Below are 25,541 nucleotides of genomic sequence, written 5' to 3'. Positions count from 1 at the left end.
CCCGCGTTGGCGCTAGGGTCCAGATGTGCCCGATGTCGTTCCGCAGCCAGTGCTGGCGCCGCTGACGCCTGCTGCGATCTTCCTGATCGCCACGATCGACGACGGCGGCGAGTCCGTGGTGCACGACGCGCTCGGCGATATCTCGGGCCTAGTGCGCGCCATCGGCTTTCGCGATCCGACGAAGAATCTGTCGGTCGTCGCCTCGATCGGCTCCGACGCGTGGGACCGGTTGTTCGCCGGGCCGCGACCCGTCGAGTTGCATCCCTTCATCGCTTTGGAGGGCCCGCGCCACCGTGCGCCGTCCACTCCGGGCGATCTGCTCTTCCACATCCGCGCGGAGTCCCTGGACGTCTGCTTCGAGTTGGCTGGCAAGCTCGTGGAGGCGATGGCCGGTGCCGTGACCGTCATCGACGAGGTGCACGGCTTCAAGTTCTTCGATAACCGGGACCTGATGGGTTTCGTTGACGGCACGGAGAACCCCAGCGGTCAGATCGCTGCGAGCGCCACGCAGATCGGCGACGAGGATCCTGACTTCGCCGGCGGTTGCTACGTGCACGTCCAGCGCTATCTGCACGACATGAGTGCGTGGAACTCGATCTCGGTCGCGGAGCAGGAGGCGGCGATAGGCCGCACGAAGCTCGATGACATCGAACTCGATGACACCGTCAAGCCCGCCAACTCGCACGTGGCGCTCAACGTCATCGAGGACGACGACGGCAACGAACTGAAGATCGTGCGGCACAACATGCCGTTCGGCGAGGTCGGTAAGGCGGAGTTCGGCACGTACTTCATCGGCTACTCCCGTGCGGCCGCGGTCACCGAGCGGATGCTGACCAACATGTTCATCGGGGATCCGCCCGGTAACACCGATCGGATCCTGGACTTCTCGACCGCGGTCAGCGGCTGCCTGTTCTTCACGCCCACCGCCGATTTCCTCGATGATCCACCGCCATTGCCCACCGATGCGGAAGTCGAGCGCCCCGTGGCCACCGCACCCGCTCCCTCGTATTCCGGTTCGCTCTCGATCGGCAGTCTGAAAGGACAACCCTGATGAACAATCTGCACCGCGAACTCGCGCCGATCACCAACGAGGCGTGGGCCGAGATCGAACTTGAGGCGACCCGAACCTTCAAGCGGCACATCGCAGGTCGTCGTGTGATCGACGTCAGCGGGCCCAGCGGGTCGACCACGGCGGCGATCAGCACCGGTCACCTACTGGATGTGGAGTCACCCGGTGACGGCGTGGTCGCGCACCTGCGTGACAGCCGTCCGCTGGTGCGCCTGCGGGTGCCGTTCACCGTGGGCCGCACGGATGTTGACGATGTCGAGCGCGGCTCGCAGGACTCCGACTGGGATCCGGTGAAGGAGGCCGCCAAGCAACTGGCATTCGCCGAGGACCGGGCCATCTTCGAGGGATACCCGGCGGCGTCGATCAGCGGCATACGCAAGACGAGTTCCAACCCGGCTCTGGCGCTGCCAGAGGATGTCCGCGAGATCCCCGACGTCATCGCCCAGGCCCTGTCCGAACTGCGCCTCGCCGGTGTCGACGGACCGTACAGCGTCCTGCTGTCTGCCGATGTGTACACCGCGGTCAGCGAGACCACCGCGCACGGCTATCCGATCCGCGAGCACCTCGGCCGGCTGGTCGACGGCGACATTATCTGGGCACCCGCGATCGACGGCGCGTTCGTGCTGTCCACCCGGGGCGGAGACTTCGACCTGCAGCTCGGCACCGACGTCTCGATCGGCTACCTCGCTCACGACGCGGACACGATCTCGCTCTACCTCGAGGAGACCCTGACGTTCCTCAACTACACGGCCGAGGCGTCCGTCGCCCTGACTCGCTAGTCGCAAAGTTGGCAAGTCCCTCCGGACGCAGAACCTCGTCGAGCACGCCACTGGAGATCGATCCCGTTGCCAACGCCAAGTCGCGCACCGTTCCGCTCTCGGAGAGCGCTTGTCTCGCGATCTGAGCTGCGGCTGCATACCCGAGGTAGGGCACCAACGCCGTGACAATCGCGGCACTTCGGGCGGTCGACACCCTCAGATGCTCAGTGTTGACCTCGATGTCATCGATACAAAGGTCAGCGAGCGTGGTGAATCCGCGTCGCATCCAACCGATGGACTCGAGTAGACGGTGCGCCATGATCGGTTCAAAGGCGTTCAGCTGGAGTTGGCCGGCTTCGGCCGCCATCGAGATGGTGACATCGTTACCGATCACTGCAAACGCGATCTGATTGACGGACTCCGGGATGACGGGATTGACCTTGCCCGGCATGATGCTGGATCCCGCCTGGCGTGGCGGAAGCCGTAGTTCACCGAATCCCGACTGCGGACCCGAGGACAGTAGCCGCAGGTCATTGCAGATTTTGCAGACCTTGAGCGCTATTCGCTTCAGGACACCCGACAGGTACACGAAGACACCTGTGTCGGAGGTTGCTTCGATCAGGTTGGTCGCCGTGCTCAACGGCAGTCCTGTGACGTCCCGTAGGTGCCGGCACACGGCAGCCGCGTAGCCGGGCGATGTGGTGATGCCCGTGCCGATCGCGGTGGCGCCGAGGTTGATCTCGGTCAGGAGGCGGCGTGCCTCCTCGACCCGAGCGATTTCCTCCGCGAGTGTCACGGCCCATGCCGCGAACTCCTGTCCGACGGTCATTGGGACGGCGTCCTGCAGCTGAGTTCGGCCGATTTTCACGATCTCGGCGAACTGCTCACTCTTGGCCGTCAACCTCGCGATGAGGTGTCTCAGTGCGTCGGACAGTGGATTAAGAGCGTTGAGCAGTGCGATCTTGACTGCTGTGGGATACACGTCGTTCGTGCTTTGACTTCGGTTGACGTGGTCGAGTGGATGCACGTGGTCATAGCTACCGCGAGGAATGCCGAGTAGCTCAAGTGCACGGTTGGCTATGACCTCGTTGGCGTTCATGTTCGTCGACGTGCCCGCTCCGCCCTGAACGACATCGACGACGAAGTGCTCGTTGAGTCTGCCGTCCATCACGTCGACAGACGCCCTCTCGATGGCGCTCGCCCGCAACTCATCAATATGACCCTGTTCGCGGTTGGTGCGTACCGCCGCCAGCTTGATGGCACCGAGAGCGTGAATGAGTTCCGGGTGGGCGGATAGCGAGATTCCGCTGATTGGAAAGTTCTCCAATGCCCTCGCGGTGTGAATGCCCCAGTAGTTGTCCTTGGGAATATCGATGCAGCCCAGGAAGTCCGACTCGGTGCGGTGTTCGATGGGCGTCACTGGCACCACTGACGGGCGGCGTTCTCGTAGACATCGACGATCTCGGCGTACTTCTTCTCCTCCACCCACTCGTCGGCCCAGCTGTACGGGGGCGTCCCGGGACCGACGTTGACCGCCGGAATCCCGAAGTCCCGCATCACCACCATGTCGGTCCAGAACTGGATCCCCTGGAACTTTGGCTGGGCGTAACCGGCATCCGCGACAGCGTTGGCCGCAATCTGCACGATCTCAGCCTCCCTGGCGATCTCGTACGGGTACCGCGGCCCGGAAAGCCAGTGCTCGCTGAACTCGACACTGGCCGTGATTCGATCATCCACCTCGTCATGCAACCGGCTGATGAGTTCCTCGGCCTGCCGGCGGACGTCGTGGGGGTCCTGGGACGGCAGGAGCCGAATGTCGATGGTGATCTCGCAGCGGTCCGGCACTTGATTGTGTTTGGTGCCACCGCGAATGGTCCCAATGTTCAGGATCGGGCCACCCGGCAGATCCGGATGGGGGACAAAGGGCATATCGCTCTCGAACCGACGAAGTGCTGCCAGGATTGGCTCCATCGTCTCGATGGCGTTGAGCCCCATGTGCTTTCCCGCGGTGTGAGCTTGTTTGCCGAACGTGGTGATCTTCAGATAGGCCGCGCCGCGGTGAACGATGCCCAACGTGTTGTCAGTCGGCTCGCCACAGATCGCGGCGTCGGCGGTGTAGCCGGCATCAAGTAGCGAGCGCGTGCCGACCCCGCCCTCGAAGTGACACGACACCCCCTGGAAGATCACGTCGCCGCGCGGACGTTCCCCGCCGGCGGCGATGCGTGCAATGGCGGCCAGGCTTGCACAGGTGGCTGCCTTCATATCTGCGATACCAGCGCCGTAGATGCGGCCACCGTCCACCTCCGACGTAAATGGATCACGTTGCCAGTCCGGTGACACCTCGTAGATGTCAAGGTGCCCGTTGAGGATCAGCGACCTGCCGCCACCAGTGCCCCGAAGGCGCCCCGCCACACTCGGCCGTCCCGGCATCGATTCGACCAGAGCCACGTCTTCAACTCCTGCGCAGCGCAATTGATCGGCGAGGAACTCGGCGAGCTGCTTCTCGTTTCCCCACGTCGAGTCGATCGACAGGATCTCTTGCAGCAGTTCCAGTTCGGTGGACTTTGTCTGCGATGTTGCGGTCATATGCTGGTTTCACTTCCAATCAGTGGTGAGTCGACGTGTCCATGCGCGCCTCCGCGGGCAGCGGTCAACCGGTCTACCGCAGTCCATGCCAATGCGATCGAACCATCGCGGATGGCCTTGTTGGCAGCCTCGCCAACGCAGTGATCGGCGAACTCACGCTGGTGGTTGAGTGCCGGCAACGAGTCGATCCCGATGTAGGGATGGATGGCGGGCACGACCTGTGAGACATTGCCCATGTCCGTCGAGGCGCGGTTCATCCTGGACGCCTGTTCGCCACCAGTGAAGCGTCGACCCAGCGCTTCGGCGTTCACACGGTAGGCGCGCAGCGCCTCTTCGTCGGTGCGAAACTCGGCGTACGGCTTGCTCTCCGGCGAGATGGTCAGCTCACAGTCGCTCGCCAGCGCGCCAGCCTCGAAGCAGCGAAACACCCTTCGCTCCAGCGCATCGAGTTCGTCGAGTGATTCCGCGCGCACATACCAGCGACCCCGTGTGCGCTCGGGGATGGCGTTGGGTGCCTCTCCACCGTCCGTCACGACACCGTGTACACGCACGGTGCCGGGTAGCTGCTGACGCAGAAGACCCAGTGCCACTTGGGCGATGACGAAGGCATCAGCGGCGTTGCGCCCTTGCTCGGGATACGCCGCCGCATGTGCTGCCTTACCGGTGAATTGAATTTCGGAGTGGGACACCGCGAATGGGCGTGCCTCCGCGACGTCGACCGGGGCTGGGTGGGCCATCATCGCCAGGTCCAACCCGATGAACGCACCCCGCTCGAGCATCTCGATCTTTCCGCCACCGCCTTCCTCGGCAGGGGTTCCGAACACCTCGACGGTCAACCCGGATTCGTCGGCAACCGCGGCCAGGCCAAGCGCGGCTCCGACCGACATGGCCGCGATGAGATTGTGCCCGCACGCGTGACCCAATCCCGGGAGAGCGTCGTATTCAGCACACAGCCCAACCCGCGTCTTGCCGCTTCCGGACACTGCGTGAAAGGCAGTGTCCAGGCCCAGGTATGGGTGGGTGACGGCAAACCCACTGTCACCCAGGCAGCCGCTGACCCAGCCGACCGCCCGGTGTTCCCTCCACGCTGTCTCGGGATGGGCGTGCAGCTTCTCCGACAGCGCGATCAGTGAGGGAAGCGCGTCCTCCACCGCCTTCTGGGCTCGCGTCTTCAGCTCATTGATCACCTGGCACTCCATACGACGGCGCGAGATCGGGTCGCCGTGCCCGCAATGTGTAATCCTCGGCTTGCGGCTTCCACACTGCCCACGCCTCCTCCAGCCGACCGATGGGGTCCTCATCGGCCCAATCCACCCGCAGATCGGTCAGCGGCCACTCAGCGTCAGACACAATCAGCAGGCCGCACGAATGGACTGGACCCTCCTCGCCGCCGGCCTCCTCGCCTGCCCGCAACGCTGCGAGCAGGCGGTCGCCGAGATCTCGATCGGGATCGACTTCGAACGATTCGACCATTGACCGCGGTACCCGCTCCGAGGAGAGCAGGTTGCCTGCCGCCACCACGTCGACGCCCAGGGCGACGACGTTCGTGCCCAACGTATTCAGGCCGGAATGTGTGGCGCCGTTCCCCGCGGCGTCGAGAACCGTGAGTTGCCGGTACTCAACGTAGCTCGCCGTGGCCACCACGGTGTCCATCGCCTGCTGCGCGGTCGCGCCGCCAGCCAACTGCTCCAGCAACTTGTTGCCCAACGTCGGGTCGGTGACGTTCTGGGTCGCCGCAACACCGATCCCCTGGCGGGCCCACACACACCGGGCCGCGACCGCTGGGCTCGATGAGGTGACGACCGCGCCGAACCTGCCGGAACGGGCGCACCGACCAATCACTGAGAACGTCACGGGATCACCGCCGTTACCGTGACCTCGACGACCCACTCCGGTCGCGCGAGCGCACTGACGACCAGCCCGGTCGAGGCGTAGAACACGCCCTTCAGCCGCTCGCCGAGAACCCGGTACACGTCCTCACGGTGGCGTACGTCGGTGAGGTAGACGTGCGCGGCGACGATGTGCTCGAGCGCCGCGCCGGCCTCGCCCAACAGCAGCTCGATGTTGTCGACGACCTTGTGCGTCTGACCGACCGGATCGCCTGGCGCCACGTTCTCTCGGGTGTTCAGGTCCTGGGAGACCTGACCGCGCAGGTACACGGTGTTGCCCGCGACGACACCCTGCGAGAGGTCGTTGGACAGGCTCTGCTCCGGGTAGGCGTCGGCCGTGTTGAACGGCCGTAGGCGGCGATGCCCGCCAACCACGATCGAATTCGTCATCGTCCCTTCCCATCGATGGCCTTGATCCCGGCCGACTGGCACATCAGTTCGGTTGCCGCTTCAAAGTCGTAGTTGTTGTAGACCGCAAGTAGGTGCGAGAACGGCGGTGACTGAGCGAACAATTGGAACGTCAACCGGTGGGTGGCGTAGTCGGAGTTGAGCAGATCACGGCCGTAGGCGAGCAGCTTGCGGCGTTCCTCGGCGTCGACCTCGCCGACGGCGAAGTACTTCGCCAGCCACCCTGATGTCTCCTCGTTCGCGAAGGTCGAGGCACTCGGGGTCAGGCTGATCTGGCAGCCGGCCAGATCGCGAACCAAGTGCATGATGCGGGGCAGGTTGCTGCACGCGAAGACACGTCCCGAGTACATGGTGGCCTGGTGCGGCATCAGGTAGCCGCCTGGGCTTGGCTCAGCGAGTTCGATAGCGGCGACGAGATGGGCGTTGATCCCCTCCCGGTACGCGGCCACCTCCGCGATCTTCTCCCGCACGCCCTGGTGCATCTTGACCCCGGTTTGGCGTGCACTGGCATGCGCGAATCCGAGGAGTAGATCTGCCCAGCGCAGGTGACGCTGAATAAAGGGGAAGATGCTGTAGCGGTGCAGGGTGGCGCGGATGAAACTCGCCGCCTCGGTGTGACGATAGAAGAGGACGTTCTCCCACGGAACCTCGACGTCGTCGAACACGATCATGGTGTCGATCTCATCGACCCGGTTGGTCAGTGGGTAGTCCTCCGGCGCGCGCCCCCCTCGGAATCCCGAGCGGCAGATGTGCTTGATGCGCTGGTCGCTCATGTCGGCGATGAATCCGACCGCATACTCCGAGTGCGTCTGCTGGTTCCACTCACCGATCGTCGGCTTGACGAAGGCCTGGTTCGAATAGGCAGCCGCCGTCTCGAACTTCGCTCCGCGCACCACAATTCCACGATCGTTCTCCGAGACGACACGTAGCAGAACGTCGGGATCCTGGTCCTGGGGCCACTTGGATCGGTCACCCTTGGGATCGGTGTTGGCTGACACGTGGAACGGATCGCTCAAGCTGGCGTCCCGAACGTGGCGAATAATGTTCTCGGAGAAGGCCGGGTTGATCCGGTTGAGGACGTCCTGTCCGTCGGCCAGCGACCACATCTCACCGACCGTCTCGTCGCCGACGCGGGTCACGACACCCCCGGCGTGATCCAGGATGGTGTCGACCACGCGACGCTTGGCTCGCCAATCCTCCTTCTCTCGAGGCGGTTTGGACCCGATCGCGCACGTCTGACCCGTCTCCTCGTCAACGTAGGTCATGGTCGACTTGGTCACCTCGTCGTGGCCGAGATCGTAGATGCGGGCGCGGATGTCTACGATCGGCTTGAATGCCGGATGTGTGGTGACGTCGTCTACACGTTCACCATCGATCCACACGTTGCGTCCGTCACGGATGGAGTCCCGGTACTGTTCGCCGGTTCTGATCATGGTGTTCCTTCTTCTCGGTGCGCAGTTCAGGCGCGTGTTGTGGGGATGATCGAGGTCTGTTTCGAGCCGCGGGAGGCGCGAGCCCGGTAGGCGAGCAGGATGAGGCCAAAGGCGATGAGGCTCAGCAGAAGTTGGGATCGGGTCTCTTCAATCCACGCCATCATCGTCAGGACGACGATCATCCACGCGATCGAGAACCAGGACAGGTACGGAAAGCACCACATCTTCAACCGGAGGGCGTCTGGGTCCGTACGCTCGAGTCTGCGCCGCAGACGGATCTCCGCGCCCACCAAGATGATGTAGTAGATGAGCTGAATGGCGCCGGAAGAGTTGATCAGGAATATGAATACCTCTTTGGGGAAGAAGTAGTTCGCGACCACCGCGGCGTAGCCCATCGAGGTGCCCGCCAGAATCGCCCGCACTGGCACGCCCCGCTTGTTGATCTTCACCAGCGATTTGGGTGCATCACCCTTGTCGGCGAGAGCGAACAGCATCCGCGACGTGATGTAGATGCACGAGTTCAGCGAGCTGAGTACGGCGGTGAGGACGATGGCTTCCATCAGCACCGAGGTGCCCGGCAGGCCAATGCGTTCCAGCACGACTGCGAATGGACTGCGAATGGTGTCGCCGGTGTAGGGCGTGTCCCACGGCACGGCGGCAACGATCAACATGATGGACAGGACGTAGAAGATGAACACCCGCGTCATGACCTGCTTGGTGGCCTTGGCGGCGAACTCGACGGGTTTCTTGGATTCGGCCGCGGCGATTGTCGCGATCTCCGCACCTCCCATCGAGAACAGCACCGTCACACTGCCGATGAGCGCAGCGACAAGCCCGTACGGGAACAGGCCACCGTGAGCGAAGAGATTGGTGAGACCGGGGCTCTCGGTCTTGCCCACTGCGCCGAGCAGGTACAGGCCCGTGACGCAGATGAAAAAGATGATTGCGATGACTTTGATGGAGGCGAACCAGAACTCGGCTTCGCCGAATGCCTTGACCGAGAGCAGGTTCAAGCCAGTCAGAATCAGCACCAGACCCAGACACAACAGCCAGGCTGGAACTCCCGGTATGTACGCGGCCAGGATGCCGGCGCCGGCCACCGCTTCGATCGCGGCTACGACGACCCAGAAGTACCAGTAGAGCCAGCCGACGCTGAATCCGGCCCAATTGCCCAGACCCTCGCGGGAGAAGTTCGCGACCGACCCGGAAGATGGCCTTGCCACGGCCATTTCGCCGATGGCACGGATGACCAGGATCATCAGGACACCAGATACGGCGTAGCTCAGGACAGCGGCAGGACCCGTGCGATTGATCACTGCACCGCTGCCCACGAAGAGCCCGGCGCCGATGATGCCGCCGAGGGCGATCATCACGATGTGCCGATTATCCAGGGACCGTTTGAGCCCCTGCTCGGGTTCGACGTCCGGGCCTGATGACGGATAGGCCTCAGCCGTCCGTGGTGCTGCTCCGTGACTCTCGTTCATAGTGACTTTCTTGTCGCGAACGTTGATGTCTACGACTATGACGCCGGTCACCTACCCTGTACAGTCGAACTATTTGAAGTGAACGATCGGAAAAATTGATGTCTGACGCCACACTGCGTCAACTCGAGTACTTCATCGCGGCGGTCGAGGAAGGGTCGGTGACTGCGGCATCTCGACGCCTTCACCTGTCGCAATCGGCCTTGTCGATGGCGCTGAGCGAGCTGGAGCGCGCGCTCGGAGCACAGGTGTTGGTTCGGCACAGCCGCGGCGTGCGCCCCACCGCCATCGGCGAGCAGGTTCTCACCGACGCTCGCCGCCTTCTCGCTGATCTGCACGATTTGCAGACGTCTGCGAGCGAACGTCAGAACGGCCTCACCGGCCGACTGGTGGTCGGTTGCTACAGCACGCTGTCGCCTATCGTCCTGCCCCGCGCCTTGGGTGACTACGTCGATCGCTTTCCAGGCGTGGATATCTCCTTCTCGGAGGGTTCACACGACTACCTATTGGACAAGCTCCGCAACGGGACTTTGGATCTCGCGCTGCTGTATGACTACGGCGCCGATGTCGCCGCGCATCGCGACGACCTCAGGTCCGAGCTGATCTTCACGGCCCCGCCGTACGTGCTTCTTGCGGAGGATCACCCATTGACGCGACAGGAATCGGTGTCACTGAGCCAGCTGGCCGACGAGCCGATGATCCTGTTTAGCTTGGCACCCGGTGGCGACTACTTCCTGTCGCTCTTTCATGCCGAAGCACTCGAACCAACGGTGCGATACCGCGCCACGAGCTTCGAACTCGTTCGGTCATTGGTTGCCCGCGGCTTCGGCTACTCGATTCTCAGCCAGCGCACCTACGTATCAACGAGTTACGAAGGTCGCGGTTTCACGACCCGAACCCTCAGCGGCGATCATCTCGGTCTCGCGATCAGCGCGGTGACACTCGCCGCGGCCAAGCTGACCCGACCGGCTGCAGCGTTCATCGACACGTGCCGCACGTCTTTTCAACACGACGATTAGAGCCGAGCAGTGCCCGCTAGGCAGCGAGAACGGCGTCGAGCGCCGAGAAGAACATGCCCAGCCCGTCATCGGACGGGCCGGTCAGCGCCTCGGTGGCGTGCTCGGGATGGGGCATCAGGCCGACGACGCGGCCGTTGGCGGAGCTGATGCCGGCGATACCGCGCATCGAGCCGTTGAGGTTCTCGCGGTAACGGAAGACCACACGGCCCTCGCCCTCGAGTTCGTCGAGCACCGACTCGGAGGCGACGTAACGGCCCTCCCCGGACTTCAGCGGGATCAGCAGGTCGGCGTCCTGCTCGTAGCGTGTGGTCCACGCCGTCGAGGTCGACGCGACCTGCAGCCAGACGTCGCGGCAGATGAAGTGCAGTCCGGCGTTGCGGGTCAGGGCGCCAGGCAGCAGGCCCGCCTCGCACAGCACCTGGAAACCGTTGCAGATACCCAGCACCGGGAGGCCGCCGCGCGCAGCCTCCACGACCTCGCCCATCACGGGCGCGAACTTCGCGATGGCACCGCAGCGCAGGTAGTCGCCGTAGGAGAACCCACCCGGGACGATGACGGCGTCGACACCCTTGAGATCGGCGTCGGCGTGCCAGAGGTTCACCGACTCGGCGCCCACGGCACGCGCGGCGCGGGCCGCGTCGACGTCATCGAGCGTCCCGGGGAACGTGATCACCCCGACGCGCGTGGTCACTGATCGTCCCTGGTGATGACCCAGTCCTCGATGACGGTGTTGGCCAGCAGCGACTCGGCGATCTCGGCGAGCGCGTCATCGCTGACGCTGTCGTCGACCTCGAGTTCGAACCGCTTGCCTTGCCGAACATCCGACACTCCGGCGTGGCCGAGGCGGCCAAGGGCACCGACGATCGCCTGACCTTGCGGATCGAGGATCTCAGCCTTCGGCATGACGTGCACTACGACCCGGGCCACGGGCGGCTCCTTCTGGTGGAGAACGGTCGGCGATCACTCTACCGGCGGCACAATGGAGTCATGCAGCTGACGCATTTCGGCCACTCCTGCCTGCTGGCGACGTTCCCCGACGGCGAGGGCCCCGACACCACGGTCCTATTCGACCCGGGCACCTTCTCGCACGGCTTCGAGGGCCTCACCGGCCTGTCCGCGATCCTCATCACCCACCAGCACCCCGACCACGCCGACGTCTCGCGTCTGCCGGCACTGCTGGACGCGAACCCGCAGGCCGCGCTGTACGCCGACCCGATGACCGCCGCCCAGCTCGGGGCGGCGTGGACGGCTGTGCACGCCGGTGACGCGTTCTCCGTGGGCCACCTCGCCGTCCGCGGCGTCGGCGGCACCCACGCGGTGATCCACCCCGAGATCCCGGTTATCGACAACATCTCCTACCTCGTCGGTGACGGTGATCACCCGGCACGCCTGATGCACCCGGGCGATGCGCTGTTCACGCCCGGCGAACCCGTCGACGTGCTGGCGACACCGGCGGCCGCACCGTGGATGAAGATCTCCGAGGCCGTCGACTATCTCCGCGCCGTCGCTCCGACGCGCGCCGTTCCGATCCACCAGGGCATCGTCGAACCGAGCGCGCGGGGCATCTACTACGGCCGGCTCTCGGAGATGACCGACACCGACTTCCAGGTCCTCACCGAGGAGAACGGCACCTCGTTCTAGAGCCTCTAGGCGTCGCGCGCGGCGGCACGACCCGCGGCACGACCGGAGAACACACAGCCCCCCAGGAACGTGCCCTCAAGTGACCGGTAGCCGTGCACACCGCCTCCACCGAAACCGGCGGCCTCACCGGCGGCGTACAACCCGTCGAGCACCTCACCGTCGGCCTTAAGGACTCGCGCGTCCAGATCGGTCTCCATGCCGCCCAACGACTTCCGGGTCAGGATGTGCAGCTTCACCGCGATCAACGGGCCCGCCTTCGGGTCGGTGAGCCGGTGCGGTGCGACGACGCGACTGATCCGGTCGGCCAGGTAGTTGCGCGCCCCGCGGATCGCGGTGATCTGACTGTCCTTGGTGTACTTGTTGACCACCTCACGGTCGCGCGCGGTGACCTCATCGGCCACCACGGCGTAGTCCAGCGGTTCAACGTCGGGGACGGCGTTCATCTTGGACACCAACTCCTGCAACGAATTCGCCGTGACGAAGTCGACGCCACGGTCGACGAATCGCTGAACGGGCGCAGGCGCCCCGGGCTTCACGCGGGCCAGCACCTGGCGCACGCTGGCGCCCGTCAGGTCAGGATTCTGCTCCTGACCGGACAGCCCGAACTCCTTGGCGATGATGCGGGCGTTCAGCACGAACCAGGTGTAGTCGTGGCCGGTCTTGGCGATGTACTCCAGCGTGCCCAGCGTGTCGAACCCTGGATACAGCGGCGCGGGCAGGCGTCGACCGGTCGCGTCGAGCCACAGCGATGACGGGCCCGGCAGGATGCGAATACCGTGATCGGGCCAGATCGGGTCGTAGTTGGTGATGCCCTCGGTGTAGTGCCACATCCGGTCGCCATTGATCAGGTGCGCGCCCGCGGCCTCGCTGATGCCGAGCATCCTGCCGTCGACGTGCGCGGGCACCCCGGACAGCAACTGCTCGGGCACCCGGCCCATGCGGGCGGGCCAGTTGGCGCGCACCAGGTCGTGGTTGCCGCCGATGCCACCACTGGCCACGATCACCGCGGACGACCGGAACTCGAACTCGCCCTGGACGTTCCGAGATGACGCCACACCGCGCGCGGCCGATGACGGCTCGAGCACCGCGCCACGAACACCTGTCACCGCACCGGCCTCGACGATGAGTTCGTCGACGCGGTGGCGGTGGGCGAATCGCACTTGCGGATGGTTGGTCAGCCGGCGCGCGAACACGTCGACGATCGCCGGCCCGGTGCCCCACGTGATGTGGAAACGCGGCACGGAGTTGCCGTGCCCTCGGGCGTCGTACCCGCCGCGCTCGGCCCACCCGACGAGTGCGAATGTCTGCAGACCGCGCTCGCGGAGCCAGCTGCGCTTCTCGCCCGCCGCGAAGTCGACGTAGGCGTTGGCCCACTGCCGCGGCCAGTGGTCCTCGGCGCGGTCGAATCCGGCGGTGCCCATCCAGTCCTGCAGTGCCAGCTCGTAGCTGTCGCGGATGCCGAGCCTGCGCTGCTCGGGGCTGTCGACGAAGAACAGCCCACCGAACGACCAGAAGGCCTGACCACCGAGGTTGGCGGCGTTCTCCTGGTCGACGATCAGCACCGACCGTCCCCGGTCGACCACCTCACATGCGGCCACCAGCCCCGCGAGCCCGGCACCCACCACGATCACGTCAGCGCTCGACGTCGCCGCCGGGGCAGCTCCCATGTCAGCCATGACGCCAACCTAGCTTCGAACGCTCAGTAGGTGGGTAAAGCGTCGCCGCGAACGACGGCTTGTTGCACCGCGACAATGTCATCGAGTGCAGCGGCCCGCAGGACGCTCTGCGTGAACGGGTCGCTGTCGTTCACGACCAGTGCAGCGGCGCTCAGGTCGGCGCCACCAGAGTCGGTGATACTCGCCGAGATCGGGGTCCAGGTCACGAGTTCCTGATCTGCCAGCGAGAGACCGAGTGCGGTGCGATGCCAGACTGCGGCGTCAATGTGACCCCTGGTGAGGGCTGTCGGGATGTGGGAGTAGCTGACGTCGACGTAGGTCGCCCCGGGGAACTCCCGTTGCGTCAACGCCACATGGTCGTCGGACGAGCGATCGATGCCGATGCGGGGGTTCTGCCCGGTATCGCTGCGCGGCGTACGAGCCAGCACGACAACCGAATCGGGCGCGTAGTAGGTACCGGGTCCCAGCGAATGCTGCACCCGTAGACCCGAACCCGGCGCCGACACCACCTCAGCGGCATGTTCCGACATCACTGCCACCTGCGCCTTACCGGACTCGAGCGCCGCGGCCCGCTGTTCTGACCCGTGGCCGAACAGGAAGGTGGACCGCATCGACAGTGCGTCGAGCACTACCCGCAGGCCACTGGCCAGGCCGTGAAACTCCCAACTGTTCGGCAGCGGAAGCAGGATGGTGAAGCCCGGCAGCGCCGCTGCCTCCCACAGTCCGCCGAGCTGCCAGTCGACGATGTAGGTCCCGTATCGCGGCTTGGAGTTGAGTGTGACGAGCCCGTGCGCCTGCAACTCCACCAGCGCCTTCTGCACGGTGCCCGCGCCGACGCCGATCTCCGCACGCAGGTCGTTGACGTTGGGTATCCGCTCGCCTGGGCTACGTGTCAACAGCATGCGGGCGATGGCGACGGTGGCGCGCTGCTGCGGCGACTCCGGCTCGCGCGTCGGCGCATTTGGGGCTGCCGCGCGAGCCGAGGTCTGCATGGCTCACTAGATTAGTCGCGCCTGGCGGCCGCGCCGGCGATGAACCTGGCGCGGCTGAACACAGCCAGCACCAGGGCCCCGACGGCGCAGATCCCGGCGCTGATCCCAAATGTCAGCGCCCAGTTGTCGGTGCGCTCGACGATCGTGCCGACGACGATGGGCGACAGAATTCCGGCGAGGTTGGCGATGGAATGGACGAATCCCATGACGCCGCCGACCCGGCGACCGGGGACGATGTCGGTGACGATGGCGAAGTACTGCGCGCAGGTGAAGTAGAGCGCGAACACGACCAGCGCCATCAGCATGACTGCGCTGGTGGTACTGGCGACGACGCCGGTCAGGACGAAACCGCCGGCGGTGATGAGTAGGCCCACCACGATCACCCACGCGCGGGTGGCGATGGGCTTTGCGTTGCGCCGGACGATCGCGTCGGTGACCAGTCCCCCGGCGATGAGGCCGATCACGCCGAATACCCAGGGGATGGAACCGCTGATCGCCAGGTCTTTGAATGCGACCCCGCGGGCGTCGGAGAGGTAGACGGGAAACCATGTCAGGAACGTGTAGAGCACCCAGGCGTAGCCGAAGAACGCGACAGCGGTGGCCAGGATGAGCGGGTTCCTGAAGTAGTGCCGCATCGGCGGCACGTCATCGCTGTCCTCATCGGTGTTGCGTGCCGTGTCGATCGGAGCGGCCAGGCGCTGGTGGCGATCCACGACGTCCTCCAGTCGGGCCCACGGATGCTCTTCGGGGGTGTCACGGACGATCGCGAACCAGCCGATGGTGCAGAACAGACCCAGCACGCCGAGAGCCACGAACGCGACCCGCCAGTCGAACACCGTGATCAGAAGGACGACGACCGGGGTGCCGATGGCGCCACCGAGCGGCGTGGCCGCCTGGGTGAGCCCCATCGCCGTGGAGATCTGACGCTGCGGGAACCAGTTGTTCATCGTCTTGGTGCCGACCGACCCCTGGGGGCCCTCACCGAAACCGAACAACACACGGACTACGAACATCACGGCGAAGTTGACGCCGGCGCCGGTGAGCGCGGTGAACACCGACCACCACGCGATGGCGATGCCCATGATCGACCGGGGTCCGTAGCGGTCGGACAGCCACCCGCCGATGAACGCGAACGGCACGTAGCCGAAGAAGAAGGCGCTGGCCAGCAGGCCGAATTGCGTCTCGGTGAGATCCAGTTCCTCGATGATGTGCGGTCCGGCCACGCTGAATGCGGCCCGGTCCGCGTAGTTGAGCACGAGCACCACGGCGGTCGCCGCCAGGATCACCCACCGGAGGCGAAACCGGCCGCCCCGCGGCGGTTTGTCGGTGCGGGCGGGGGACGCCCCGGGGTGGCGGACGGACTGTGACACGACGCACCTCTCTGAAGGTTGGAAGATCTGCGTTCCACTTAGACTCATTAAACAGTACGTTGTATATTGAGAATTGGGAACAACTTTCGCCCACTTGACCCAACCCATTGAGAGAAGGCCACCCGGATATGCAATCGTTCCTCTCCCACCTGGCCGCGACGCGTCCGACGCTCGCGGTGACCACCGAACCCGGCGAGATATCGCGTCACTCCCGAGACCGGTGGCCCGAGGCCGCGAAATGGACCGCCGAGGAGGCCCAGCACCATTCGCCGGCAGCGGTTGTCCTGGCCACGTCGACGGCCGACGTGGCGGCCACCCTCAAGGCGGCCTCCCTTCACGACGTCACTGTCATCCCCTACGGCGGCGGCTCGGGTGTCGTCGGCGGGGTCGTCTCCAGGGGCGACTTCGTCAGCCTCGACGTGTCCGGGCTGACCTCCTCGCCGCTGTTCGACGACGAACTCGGGGAAGTCACCGTGTCGGCCGGCATGATCGGCGCCGATCTCGAGCGAATGCTCAACGACCGGGGCCGCCGACTGCCGCACTACCCACAGTCCCTACCGCTGGCAACCGTCGGCGGTCTCGTCGCGACTCGCTCGTCGGGCACCTTCAGCAGCAAGTACGGCAACATCGAGGACCTGCTGGTAAGCCTGGAAGTCGTATTGGCCGACGGATCGGTGATCACCACGAAAGCCTCACCGCGCTCGTCAACCGGGCCGAGTATCGCGCAGCTGTTCGTCGGAAGCGAGGGCACACTCGGCGTGATCACTGCGGTCACGTTGCGAACCCTGCCACTCGCGGCCGCCAGCATGTTCCGTGGAATCGCCTTCACCTCGCTCGGGTCGGGTATCGCCGCGGTCCGCACAATGCTGGACGGTGGCATCACTCCCGCAGTGATTCGCCTGTACGACCCGGCCGAAGCGGAGCACATCTTCGTCAAGAGTGGCCTCGAACCCGGTGGCGCGCTACTCATCCTCGGCTTCGACGGGCACCCTCTGGTGATTGAGACCGAGCAGGCCGCCGCACTGCACGTCACAAGCACCCTTGGTGGCAAGGATCTCGGTGCCACCCCGGGAGAGGTGTGGGAGCGCACCCGCTTCGACGCGAGCTGGCTCGACCGCGGAAACGCCGGAACACACGACTATGCCGATGCGATCGAGGTTTCCGCCGGGTGGTCGCAGCTCGAAGTGCTGCACACGCGGGTACTCGAAGCACTTGCGCCGCATGCCGACAAGGCTTACGCCCACTACAGCCACTTCTATCCGAACGGCGGCGCGATCTACTTCATCTTCTTCGTCTCAGGACCCGATGCCGCCGGTGCCCGAGCCCGCTACCGGTCCGCGTGGGATGCGACCCTGCGGACGGTCCTCGAGCATGGCGGGTCGATCAGCCACCACCACGGTGTGGGGGAAGCCAGAAAGGAATGGATGACCATGGAACACGGTGACAGCCTCCGAGTCCTCGCGGCGGTCAAGCACGCGCTCGACCCACAGGGACTGCTCGCCCCAGGCAAGCTGGGGATCCCCGCGCAGCAGCGGGAGGCCGTCCGATGAGCCGCCCAGTTGCCATCACCATCGGTGACCCGGCCGGCATCGGTCCCGAGATCAGCCTGCGGGTCGCCACCGATCCAGACCTGATGCCGGATGCGCCCGTCGTGTTGATCGGCTCCGCCGCACTGCTGCGCCGCGTCGCGGCCGCAGTTGGCATGCCGGCCGAAGTTCGGGCGATCGATGACGTCGCGCAGGCAGAGCGAGCACCCGGCGTGGCATACGTCCTGGACGTACCGCTGGATGCCGACGCCGTCGTGCCCGGTGCCGTGTCCGCAGCGTGCGGTCAGGCGGCGGTGGACGCCATCGAGCTCAGCGCGAAGCTTGCCCTCGACGGCGACATCATCGCCACCTGTTCGGCGCCGGCCAACAAAGAGGCCTTCAATCTCGCCGGCCACCACTTCGAGGGGCAGACCGAGATCTACGCCCACCTCACCGACACCACCGCATTCCACACCATCCTGGTCGGCGGACCCCTGCGGGTGAGCCTTGTCAGCGCGCACTGTTCGATGCTCGAGGCGGTGGCCCGAGTCAAATCCGACCGAATCGAGCGGATCCTCGGCGAGCTGCATCAGGCGATGCGGCAGCACTTCCACATCGACAACCCGCGCATCGGCATCGCCGGTCTCAATCCACACGCCGGGGAGAACGGCGTCCTTGGCCGCGAGGAGATCGACGAGATCGCCCCCGCGGTTGAGCGCTGCCGTGCCAAGGGCATGGACCTGGGCGACCCAATGGCCGCGGACAGCCTGTTCGCCGCGCACGAGGCAGGCAAGGTCGACGCGGTCCTCGCGATGTACCACGACCAGGGCACCATCCCGCTCAAGCGCTACGGCTACGTCACCTATGCCGCCGGCCTGCCGATCATCCGGACGACAGCAGGCCACGGCACCGCGTTCGACATCGCGTGGCAGGGTCTGGCTTCGCCGAGCCTGCTGGCGCGTGCCGTCGCGCTGGCCACTCAGCTCGGATCGCCCGCCGCAGCGGCCGGTCGGCGCGCGTGACCTCCCGGCCCCTGCTCGGCATCGTCGCCGACGATCTCACCGGCGGCGCCGCCGTCGCGGGTGAGATCGCCAGGGACGGGGGCCCGGAGGTCGACATCGTGCGCCTCGGCCAGAGCGACCCCGTGCGCGGTCGCTCCGTGGTGGTCGAGACCGGCAGCCGATACATCGCGCCGGAGGATGCGGCGGTCGCCGTCCTGCGGGCTCGCCGTATCGCGCGCGAGCTCGGCGTCGGCATCACCATGAAGAAGATCGACAGCACCCTGAAGGGAAATGTTGGCACCGAACTCGCAGCCTTCGTCGCCGATAGTGACGGCACGGTCGTAATCGCTCCGGCCTGTCCGGCTGTATCGCTCGGAGTGCGGGGCGGACGTCAGTACCGCGCCGCCGATCCCTTGCGCGATGTCGCCGCCCTCCTGTCGGGGGTGCTCGAGGAGCCGCCCGCCCTGCTTCCCCTCGACACCGTCCGCTGCGGTGGCGAAGCGGTGGCGGCCTGGCTCGCCGGCCACGCCGCCCGGTCAGTGCTGGCCGATGCAATGACGCAGGACGATCTCGACGCGGTGGTCAGCGGATCGCGTGCCGTGGGCATCACCGATTTCGCCGGAACCTATGGTCTCGGTACGGCTTTCAGGAGCGGGGAATCGACGCAGTCAGCCGCCCTGCCCACCACGGAACGGCTGCTGGTGCTCGCCGGCTCGGCCAACCCGGCGACCACCGCGCAGCTCCGTCGGCTCGTCGACGAGGGCGCGGATGAGATCGTCATCGACATCGGCCGGCTCGTCGCCGGCGGCGATGACGACGACGACGAACGCGCACGGGTGTGCGGGTTGGCGTCCGCGAGTCGCAGCCCGGTCGTCGTCGTACACACTGATCCGGGCGTCACCGAACGAAGCGTCACCACGCATCGGCATGCGGCGGGCTGGACAGAGCGCGACCTCGCCGAGCGTCTCGCGGCCCCGTTCGCTGATGCCCTCGGGGCGATACCAGGCGCCGGCGTCTACTTCATCGGCGGCGAGACCACGGGTGCCATCTGCGACCGGATCGGCTGGCACCGATTCACCGTCACCAACGAAGTCAGCGCAGGTGTCCCGCTGGCCGTCGAGGAATCCGGTGAGCGGCCCTTCATCCTGACCAAACCGGGCGCGTTCGGCGCCCGTGACGACATCCTCAATGCCGCCCGCCGGCTGCTGGAGAAGGCGACCGCGCAGTTCTAGGAACCTCGAACGCTCAGGCGGCGTCCGTCATTGCCGGCATGGGCGCCCACCGGTACACCGCAGGGGTGCACCCGTGCATGAGCGCCAGGTCGATGGCGTCGAGCGCGGCCTGCCGTGGACCGGACTGCGCCAGCTGACCGGCCGCGACCGCGATCCGGACGGTCCCGGATCGCCGCGCCGTTCGTTCGGCGGACAGGACCAGCGTCCGGCACCACCACGTCTCGGCGCGGAATCCCCCACCGATCCCGAGGACCCGCGCTCGAAGCGTCGTCTGACGGACCAGGTCGGTGATCCCGCTGATCCCGACCAGCAGCCGGAAGCCGTTGCGGGGCAGCACGGTAACCGTGCCTTGTGAGACAGTCCAGCCCGGTGCGGCGAACAGCCTGGTGCGCAGCCCGAGATGTTCGAGCACCCGGTCGGCGCCCATCAATCGCAGGTTCGCCTCGTGCGCGGGTAGCGTCGCGAACTCGCCGCGGCGCTTCTTGGTCGCCGCTTCGTCGTAACCGTGCAGCACGACGGCGTCACCGTCGGCCCGGCGCTGTGTCAGCCAGTCGACGGTGCCCGGATCGGCCTCGAGCCGGTAGCCACCCTTGAGCCGCGGCGCCACGAGCAGCGACGCCGGAACCCGGCGCCGTTCGAGCTCGGCGCGGAACGCCACGGCGTCGGCCAGTGTGCGGTCCCTGATCCCGGAGACCGAGACGATCAGCTGTCCAGCCACGCCCGCAGTATGGCAACGCAAGGTGTCCCGACGGTGACGGACACGTGGGCGGGAGTTGACGTTTGGGTGGTGGGTGGGCAATCAACCCAGCTGCGTTACTTCGGCAGGACGGCCTCGATGGCGCCGATCACCTCGGGGGCGTCGGGCTCGGTGCGCGGCCGGAACCTGTTGACGACCTCACCACCGGGTGCCAGCAGGAACTTCTCGAAGTTCCACTGCACGTCGCCGGATGCGCCCTCGGCGTCGGCGGCCTTCGTGAGTTCGGCGTACAGCGGGTGCCGGCCGTCACCGTTGACGTCGACCTTGGCCAGCAGCGGGAACGTCACGCCGTAGCTCGACGAGCAGAACGTGGCGATCTCCTCGGGCGTCCCGGGCTCCTGGCCCATGAACTGGTTGCACGGCACACCGACGACCGTCAGCCCGCGATCGCCGTACTCCTTGGCCAGCTTCTCCAGCGCGGTGTACTGCGGGGTCAGGCCACACTTGGAGGCGACGTTGACGACCAGCGTTGCGCCGTCCGACAATTCGGCCAACGTGGTGGGCTTGCCGTCGAGGGTGGTCAGGGCGATGTCGGTCACGGACTGCGTCATGGCGCTGACGCTACCCAACGGGTTGGCGCACCGGTCAAGAGGCATGGTCCTGCACTGAGCAGTCCTCGGACAGCACCGAGATCACCTCGTCGCAGCCCTCTTCGATATGCGCGGCCATGGCGGCAGCTGCCGCAGCCGGTTCGCGTTTCCTGATGGCCTCGATCACTGCCGAGTGCCCCCGGATCGACGACTCGTAGATGAGGGCGAACTCGTGGCGATCCAGTTCCGAGAAGACCGATGCCCGCGCGTCCTCGACCGCCTGCTGCAGCATGTTGTTGCCGCTCATGTGCGCGACCAGGAGGTGGAACTCGGAGTCGGCTTGCCGAAAGGCATGCACGTCGGTGCTGGACTTCAGCGCATTCTGGCAGGCGTCGAGTCGCTCGATATCGGCGGGCGCGCCCCGGTCAGCGGCGAGCCGTGCGGTCATCGTCTCGACCGCCAGCCGCAACTCGAAAACCTCACGCAGGCTTTCCTTGTCGTCACCGATTTGCAGCCGCGCCACCGACGGCGCCACCATCGAGCCGCTGCTGCCCCGTTTCGTGACGACCAGCCCTTCACCTTGCAGGACGCGCATTGCTTCTCGAATGGTCACTCGCGACACCTGCATTCCGGCAGCCAGCGCGCGCTCAGTCGGCAGGCGGTCTCCGGGAAGTACTGCGCCGAGCGCAATGGCGCGCCGCACTCGGTCGACGACTGCCGAGTACGCGGGTGGCGTCTCAAGCGGCTGCAGGAGAAAGTCCTCGTACACCGTTGCACTCTACCGCACTTGGCTCTAAGGTCCCGTGGTATGCAAATAGGACCAAGGCGTTGAGACGCCCCCTCATCGCGATATCGGGTGTGCCGGCCCAGGCCAGCTGGGGGTTCTGGTCACAGCCTGCCGTATTAACCGCGCAGACCTACCTCGACGCCGTGACCCGGGCCGGCGGCCAGCCGCTGATCCTCGTCCCCTCTCTCGACGCCGACATCGATGAGCTCGCGGGGCTGGCAGCCGGGATCGTGTTGGCTGGCGGCACCGACGTGGGACCCGAGCACTATGGCGAAACGGCCACTGCGCGCATGGAGGAGACCCACCATGCCCGCGACGTTTTCGAGTTGCGGCTTGCCCGTGCTGCACAGGAACGCGATATTCCGGTGCTCGGGATATGCCGCGGCTTGCAGATCCTCAACGTCGCGGCCGGCGGAACCCTCCACCAGCATCTCGTCGATTCCGGTTACGGGCAGCACCGTCCCGCACCCGGCCGACTGGACGAGGCCACCCACCACGCAGTTCGAGTGACACCGGGCAGCCTGTTGGCCCGCTGCGGTCTCGCCGACCTTCGGGACGTCAACTCGCACCACCACCAAGGCGTCGCCAGCATCGGCAGGGGCGGGCATATCGCGGCGGTATCACTTCCCGATCACGGGGTCGAAGCCATCGAGTGGCCAGACCGGCGGTTCTCGTTGGGTGTGCAGTGGCACCCGGAGGATCCCGCGATGGACGACCTGTTCCGTGCGTTTGTCAGCGCTGCGTCGGCGGCCCGATGCAGTCGATCAGTCGAAGAGAGGGTGTCATGATCACGTCTGTCCTGGAACCGGCCACTGGCCAAGTTCTGGCCGAGGTTCCACTTTCGGACGGTGCCGCCGTCGATCGCGCTGTCGAACGAGCAGCCGCGGCTCAATTGGTCTGGCGCGCTACGAGTCCCACGCACAAGGCCGAGATTCTCCTGGCCATCTCGATGGCCATCAAGAGCGAAGCGGAGCACCTGGCGCGGCTGGAGGCCCGCAATGTCGGAATGCCAATCAACGACGCGCGCGGGCTTGTGGCCGGCGCGGCATCAGCGTTCCGGTACTACGCGGCTGCGCCAGAGCGACTTCTGGGCGCCACCATCCCGGTCGCCGACGGTATCGACATGACCTTCCATGAGCCGATCGGGGTGGTTGGGCTGATCACTCCGTGGAACTTTCCGCTATCGATTGCGACGTGGAAGGTCGCCCCGGCGCTGGCCGCGGGCAACGGAATCGTGCTGAAGCCCTCGGAACTCACGCCACTGACCGCAATGGAGCTGGCCCGAATCTGCGCCGAATCCGGTGTGCCCGATGGACTCGTCAACGTCGTCGTAGGCACAGGACCCGTCGCCGGGAAAGCGCTCGTCGAGCATCCAGGCGTAGGCAAGATCGCCTTCACCGGATCGACCGTGGTCGGCCGCGACATCAGTCAGCGCGCCGGCGCACAGTTCAAGCGCGTGACCCTCGAGCTCGGCGGGAAATCGGCGTCCGCGGTGTTCGCCGACGCCGACATCCGGGCCGCCGCGCATGGCCTCGTCGATGCCGTGTTCGGCAACGCGGGCCAGGACTGCTGCGCGCGGTCCCGGGTCTTCGTGCAACGGCCGGTGCTCGATCAATTCCTCGAGGAGTTGAAGGCGGCCACCCTGGCGATCCGCGTTGGCGACCCCCTCGACGAGGCCACGCAGATGGGCCCGCTGATCTCAGGTGTTCAACGCAATCGTGTTGCATCCTATGTTGATTCCGCGCCTGTGGCGTTTCAGGGCTCGGTACCAGACGGACCCGGATTCTGGTATCCGCCCACCGTCTTGCACCCGATCGACGACGACCATCCGGCTGCCCGCGAAGAGATATTCGGGCCGGTCACCTGCGTCCTCCCGTTCGACAGCGAAGACGAGGTCGTGCGCCGAATCAACCATTCGCAGTACGGTCTCGCCGGTTCCGTCTGGACCCGGGACGGAGCCCGTGGTCTCCGCATGGCCCGGGCCATCGAAGCCGGTGCGCTTGCTGTCAATTCGTATACGTCGGTGCGGATCAACACACCGTTCGGCGGCTTCAAACAGTCCGGCCTGGGGCGAGAGCTCGGCGCCGACGCGCCGTTGGCCTACACCGAGTTGAAGAACATCTTCGTATCGACCAAGCCGGACACCTCGGCAACCCCCTCCCCCAACTGAAATCTGGAGAGCCATGCAGACACCCGCCATCAGTTCGTTCGCCAATCACCTGCCGGTCCGCGTCAGTTTCGGTGACAACCGCGCGCTCGAACTACCCGACCTGTTGTCCAGGATCGGTGCGAGAACCGTCCTGGTGATCACCGACGAGAAGATCGACATCTACAACCCGGCGGTCGCCGCCGTTCTGGACCATCTCGCCGGCTCGGGGCTGACGATCGTGCGCGCCGACAAACCCGCCGGTGAACCGACGCTCGCCATGGTCGACGCCCTGGCTGCGCGGTTGGGAGAGCACGCGGCCGATGTGCTCGTCGCGATCGGCGGCGGCTCGGTCATCGACACCGCCAAGGCCGCGCGGCTATGCCACCAACTCGATATGTCGTTCTCGGAGTTCCTCGACTCCGCGCCCGGCTACCCCGAGCCGTCCCTACCGCTGGTCGCGGTACCGACCAGCGCCGGAACGGGTTCGGAGGTATCCGGCGGCTCGGTGGTCTCGGACCCGGAAACCGGCCGCAAAGCCGGGATCGCGCACCCGAATCTGCGCGCCCAGTATGCGGTGGTCGATCCTGTGCTGACTTGGAGCATGCCTCCGGCGATGACGGCCAACACCGGTATCGATGCACTGGCTCAGGCGATCGCAGCGATGGTGGCCACCGTCCGCACACCGATCGGCGATGCGATCGCCCTGGAAGCGGTGCGCCTGATCGGCAACTCACTGCTGACCGCCTACCGCGACGGCAACGACGCTGGCGCCCGATCTGCCATGTCGTGCGGAAGCATGATGGCGGGCCTTGCGATGAACATCTCCGATTGCACGGCTGAGCATTCACTAGGTCAGGCGATCGGCGGATTGACCGGTGCACCACACGGTTTGACCATCGGGCTTGTCCTGGCCGAGACGTTGGAGCGCGAACGCCAGTTCATCCCCGATCAACTGGAGCGGGTCGCAGACGCGTGGGGCCTGCCCGACAGCGGTATTCGCGATGGTTCCCGCTTGGTGACCGCAGTCCGGCAGCTCCTCACCGACCTGACGTTCCCAGTGCTCGCCGACCTCGGGGTCACAGCGAACGACATCGACAGGCTGAGTGAAATGAGCCTCGCGGACTACTTCATATCGATGTCTCCTGAGCCCTGGCGATCCGAGGAAGTCAAGCAATTGTTCACCGCCGCGCTTGCCCTGTCCGCGCGCGAACTGGCCCCGACGGAGGGTTAGGAATCA

At 65.9% G+C, this 25,541-nt stretch carries 25 protein-coding genes; 10 read left to right on the top strand and 15 right to left on the bottom strand.

Annotated elements, in window-relative coordinates; all coding sequences use genetic code 11:
* Positions 1-25: 25 nt before the first annotated feature.
* On the top strand, positions 26-1,051 hold the full coding sequence (locus tag ACZY0X_RS07150) for a Dyp-type peroxidase (protein WP_463768953.1): 1,026 nt from the start codon (positions 26-28) through the stop codon (positions 1,049-1,051).
* A complete protein-coding gene (locus tag ACZY0X_RS07145) occupies positions 1,051-1,848 on the top strand; it encodes a family 1 encapsulin nanocompartment shell protein (RefSeq protein WP_463768952.1) in 798 nt (265 codons plus the stop codon). The genes ACZY0X_RS07150 and ACZY0X_RS07145 overlap by 1 nt, the downstream gene beginning before the upstream one ends.
* On the opposite strand, the gene ACZY0X_RS07140 is transcribed toward ACZY0X_RS07145, so the two are convergent.
* From ACZY0X_RS07140 to ACZY0X_RS07110, 7 genes are read right to left on the bottom strand one after another with little or no spacing between them, the layout of a single operon-like run.
* Complete coding sequence (locus ACZY0X_RS07140) at positions 1,808-3,247, bottom strand: aspartate ammonia-lyase (RefSeq protein WP_463768951.1); 1,440 nt, start codon at positions 3,245-3,247, stop codon at positions 1,808-1,810. The two genes, ACZY0X_RS07145 and ACZY0X_RS07140, sit on opposite strands and share 41 nt — an antisense overlap.
* Positions 3,244-4,413 (bottom strand): M20 family metallopeptidase, encoded by a 1,170-nt coding sequence (locus ACZY0X_RS07135; RefSeq protein ID WP_463768950.1) that lies wholly within the window; start codon positions 4,411-4,413, stop codon positions 3,244-3,246. The genes ACZY0X_RS07140 and ACZY0X_RS07135 overlap by 4 nt, the downstream gene beginning before the upstream one ends.
* Positions 4,410-5,597, bottom strand: a complete 1,188-nt coding sequence (locus ACZY0X_RS07130) for a M20 family metallopeptidase (RefSeq protein WP_463770541.1) — start codon at positions 5,595-5,597, stop codon at positions 4,410-4,412. The genes ACZY0X_RS07135 and ACZY0X_RS07130 overlap by 4 nt, the downstream gene beginning before the upstream one ends.
* On the bottom strand, positions 5,590-6,267 hold the full coding sequence (locus ACZY0X_RS07125; RefSeq protein WP_463768949.1) for a DUF1028 domain-containing protein: 678 nt from the start codon (positions 6,265-6,267) through the stop codon (positions 5,590-5,592). Before ACZY0X_RS07125 ends, ACZY0X_RS07130 begins: the two co-directional genes overlap by 8 nt.
* Entirely contained in the window at positions 6,264-6,692 is a 429-nt protein-coding gene (locus ACZY0X_RS07120) for a Rid family hydrolase (protein ID WP_463768948.1), read from the bottom strand. Before ACZY0X_RS07120 ends, ACZY0X_RS07125 begins: the two co-directional genes overlap by 4 nt.
* On the bottom strand, positions 6,689-8,143 hold the full coding sequence (locus ACZY0X_RS07115) for a 4-hydroxyphenylacetate 3-hydroxylase family protein (protein ID WP_463768947.1): 1,455 nt from the start codon (positions 8,141-8,143) through the stop codon (positions 6,689-6,691). Before ACZY0X_RS07115 ends, ACZY0X_RS07120 begins: the two co-directional genes overlap by 4 nt.
* 26 nt (positions 8,144-8,169) lie before the next feature.
* Positions 8,170-9,627, bottom strand: coding sequence for an amino acid permease (locus tag ACZY0X_RS07110; protein WP_463768946.1), 1,458 nt, complete (start codon positions 9,625-9,627; stop codon positions 8,170-8,172).
* Between the two features lie 98 nt (positions 9,628-9,725).
* On the opposite strand from ACZY0X_RS07110, the gene ACZY0X_RS07105 reads away from it, so the two are divergent.
* Entirely contained in the window at positions 9,726-10,643 is a 918-nt protein-coding gene (locus ACZY0X_RS07105; protein ID WP_463768945.1) for a LysR family transcriptional regulator, read from the top strand.
* 16 nt (positions 10,644-10,659) lie between these two features.
* Here ACZY0X_RS07105 and purQ read toward each other — a convergent pair whose 3' ends face one another.
* Positions 10,660-11,334 carry a phosphoribosylformylglycinamidine synthase subunit PurQ gene (gene purQ, locus ACZY0X_RS07100; protein WP_463768944.1) on the bottom strand — a complete coding sequence of 225 codons (675 nt, stop codon included), beginning with the start codon at positions 11,332-11,334 and terminating at the stop codon, positions 10,660-10,662.
* Positions 11,331-11,570, bottom strand: a complete 240-nt coding sequence (gene purS, locus ACZY0X_RS07095) for a phosphoribosylformylglycinamidine synthase subunit PurS (RefSeq protein ID WP_241403089.1) — start codon at positions 11,568-11,570, stop codon at positions 11,331-11,333. The genes purQ and purS overlap by 4 nt, the downstream gene beginning before the upstream one ends.
* A gap of 60 nt (positions 11,571-11,630) precedes the next feature.
* Here purS and ACZY0X_RS07090 point away from each other — a divergent pair, with 60 nt between their 5' ends.
* On the top strand, positions 11,631-12,284 hold the full coding sequence (locus tag ACZY0X_RS07090) for an MBL fold metallo-hydrolase (RefSeq protein WP_463768943.1): 654 nt from the start codon (positions 11,631-11,633) through the stop codon (positions 12,282-12,284).
* A 5-nt stretch (positions 12,285-12,289) separates the two neighbouring features.
* On the opposite strand, the gene ACZY0X_RS07085 is transcribed toward ACZY0X_RS07090, so the two are convergent.
* The 3 genes from ACZY0X_RS07085 to ACZY0X_RS07075 are packed head-to-tail and all read right to left on the bottom strand — an operon-like array spanning position 12,290 to position 16,322.
* The gene (locus tag ACZY0X_RS07085) at positions 12,290-13,960 is read right to left on the bottom strand and encodes an FAD-binding dehydrogenase (RefSeq protein ID WP_463768942.1); all 1,671 of its coding nucleotides are present in this window, start codon (positions 13,958-13,960) and stop codon (positions 12,290-12,292) included.
* Positions 13,961-13,983: 23 nt separating this feature from the next.
* A complete protein-coding gene (locus ACZY0X_RS07080) occupies positions 13,984-14,952 on the bottom strand; it encodes a YhfZ family protein (RefSeq protein ID WP_463768941.1) in 969 nt (322 codons plus the stop codon).
* Positions 14,953-14,963: 11 nt separating this feature from the next.
* A complete protein-coding gene (locus ACZY0X_RS07075) occupies positions 14,964-16,322 on the bottom strand; it encodes an MFS transporter (protein WP_463768940.1) in 1,359 nt (452 codons plus the stop codon).
* A 128-nt stretch (positions 16,323-16,450) separates the two neighbouring features.
* On the opposite strand from ACZY0X_RS07075, the gene ACZY0X_RS07070 reads away from it, so the two are divergent.
* The 3 genes from ACZY0X_RS07070 to ACZY0X_RS07060 are packed head-to-tail and all read left to right on the top strand — an operon-like array spanning position 16,451 to position 20,081.
* Positions 16,451-17,872 (top strand): FAD-binding oxidoreductase, encoded by a 1,422-nt coding sequence (locus tag ACZY0X_RS07070; protein WP_463768939.1) that lies wholly within the window; start codon positions 16,451-16,453, stop codon positions 17,870-17,872.
* Entirely contained in the window at positions 17,869-18,870 is a 1,002-nt protein-coding gene (gene pdxA, locus ACZY0X_RS07065; RefSeq protein WP_463768938.1) for a 4-hydroxythreonine-4-phosphate dehydrogenase PdxA, read from the top strand. Before ACZY0X_RS07070 ends, pdxA begins: the two co-directional genes overlap by 4 nt.
* Entirely contained in the window at positions 18,867-20,081 is a 1,215-nt protein-coding gene (locus tag ACZY0X_RS07060; RefSeq protein ID WP_463768937.1) for a four-carbon acid sugar kinase family protein, read from the top strand. Before pdxA ends, ACZY0X_RS07060 begins: the two co-directional genes overlap by 4 nt.
* Positions 20,082-20,094: 13 nt before the next feature.
* Here the strand turns inward: ACZY0X_RS07060 and ACZY0X_RS07055 are convergent, their stop codons facing one another.
* The 3 genes from ACZY0X_RS07055 to ACZY0X_RS07045 form a co-directional block, all read right to left on the bottom strand.
* Entirely contained in the window at positions 20,095-20,799 is a 705-nt protein-coding gene (locus tag ACZY0X_RS07055) for a DUF2334 domain-containing protein (RefSeq protein ID WP_463768936.1), read from the bottom strand.
* A gap of 95 nt (positions 20,800-20,894) precedes the next feature.
* Positions 20,895-21,389, bottom strand: coding sequence for a glutathione peroxidase (locus tag ACZY0X_RS07050; protein WP_463768935.1), 495 nt, complete (start codon positions 21,387-21,389; stop codon positions 20,895-20,897).
* A 34-nt stretch (positions 21,390-21,423) separates the two neighbouring features.
* The gene (locus tag ACZY0X_RS07045) at positions 21,424-22,137 is read right to left on the bottom strand and encodes a FadR/GntR family transcriptional regulator (RefSeq protein WP_463768934.1); all 714 of its coding nucleotides are present in this window, start codon (positions 22,135-22,137) and stop codon (positions 21,424-21,426) included.
* 59 nt (positions 22,138-22,196) lie between these two features.
* On the opposite strand from ACZY0X_RS07045, the gene ACZY0X_RS07040 reads away from it, so the two are divergent.
* Genes ACZY0X_RS07040 through ACZY0X_RS07030 form a run of 3 tightly spaced genes read left to right on the top strand, consistent with a single transcriptional unit; the run spans position 22,197 to position 25,535 of the window.
* Positions 22,197-22,943: a gamma-glutamyl-gamma-aminobutyrate hydrolase family protein gene (locus ACZY0X_RS07040; protein WP_463768933.1), complete on the top strand. Its 747-nt coding sequence runs from the start codon at positions 22,197-22,199 to the stop codon at positions 22,941-22,943.
* The gene (locus ACZY0X_RS07035; RefSeq protein ID WP_463768932.1) at positions 22,940-24,325 is read left to right on the top strand and encodes an aldehyde dehydrogenase family protein; all 1,386 of its coding nucleotides are present in this window, start codon (positions 22,940-22,942) and stop codon (positions 24,323-24,325) included. Before ACZY0X_RS07040 ends, ACZY0X_RS07035 begins: the two co-directional genes overlap by 4 nt.
* Positions 24,326-24,338: 13 nt before the next feature.
* Positions 24,339-25,535, top strand: coding sequence for an iron-containing alcohol dehydrogenase family protein (locus tag ACZY0X_RS07030; protein ID WP_463768931.1), 1,197 nt, complete (start codon positions 24,339-24,341; stop codon positions 25,533-25,535).
* Positions 25,536-25,541 lie beyond the last annotated feature (6 nt).

Source organism: Mycobacterium sp. IDUB_39, from assembly GCF_055419205.1.
Note: the sequence above shows the minus strand (reverse complement) of the source record. Positions and strands in the feature narration are given on the sequence as shown.

What these genes read in the sequence shown, in the direction of transcription:
- ACZY0X_RS07145 (WP_463768952.1), top strand. Translation starts at nt 1,051, where the DNA reads ATGAACAATCTGCACCGCGAACTCGCGCCGATCACCAACGAGGCGTGG.
- ACZY0X_RS07135 (WP_463768950.1), bottom strand. Translation starts at nt 4,413, where the DNA reads ATGACCGCAACATCGCAGACAAAGTCCACCGAACTGGAACTGCTGCAA.
- ACZY0X_RS07120 (WP_463768948.1), bottom strand. Translation starts at nt 6,692, where the DNA reads ATGACGAATTCGATCGTGGTTGGCGGGCATCGCCGCCTACGGCCGTTC.
- ACZY0X_RS07115 (WP_463768947.1), bottom strand. Translation starts at nt 8,143, where the DNA reads ATGATCAGAACCGGCGAACAGTACCGGGACTCCATCCGTGACGGACGC.
- ACZY0X_RS07110 (WP_463768946.1), bottom strand. Translation starts at nt 9,627, where the DNA reads ATGAACGAGAGTCACGGAGCAGCACCACGGACGGCTGAGGCCTATCCG.
- ACZY0X_RS07105 (WP_463768945.1), top strand. Translation starts at nt 9,726, where the DNA reads ATGTCTGACGCCACACTGCGTCAACTCGAGTACTTCATCGCGGCGGTC.
- ACZY0X_RS07090 (WP_463768943.1), top strand. Translation starts at nt 11,631, where the DNA reads ATGCAGCTGACGCATTTCGGCCACTCCTGCCTGCTGGCGACGTTCCCC.
- ACZY0X_RS07085 (WP_463768942.1), bottom strand. Translation starts at nt 13,960, where the DNA reads ATGGCTGACATGGGAGCTGCCCCGGCGGCGACGTCGAGCGCTGACGTG.
- ACZY0X_RS07080 (WP_463768941.1), bottom strand. Translation starts at nt 14,952, where the DNA reads ATGCAGACCTCGGCTCGCGCGGCAGCCCCAAATGCGCCGACGCGCGAG.
- ACZY0X_RS07070 (WP_463768939.1), top strand. Translation starts at nt 16,451, where the DNA reads ATGCAATCGTTCCTCTCCCACCTGGCCGCGACGCGTCCGACGCTCGCG.
- pdxA (WP_463768938.1), top strand. Translation starts at nt 17,869, where the DNA reads ATGAGCCGCCCAGTTGCCATCACCATCGGTGACCCGGCCGGCATCGGT.
- ACZY0X_RS07050 (WP_463768935.1), bottom strand. Translation starts at nt 21,389, where the DNA reads ATGACGCAGTCCGTGACCGACATCGCCCTGACCACCCTCGACGGCAAG.
- ACZY0X_RS07035 (WP_463768932.1), top strand. Translation starts at nt 22,940, where the DNA reads ATGATCACGTCTGTCCTGGAACCGGCCACTGGCCAAGTTCTGGCCGAG.
- ACZY0X_RS07030 (WP_463768931.1), top strand. Translation starts at nt 24,339, where the DNA reads ATGCAGACACCCGCCATCAGTTCGTTCGCCAATCACCTGCCGGTCCGC.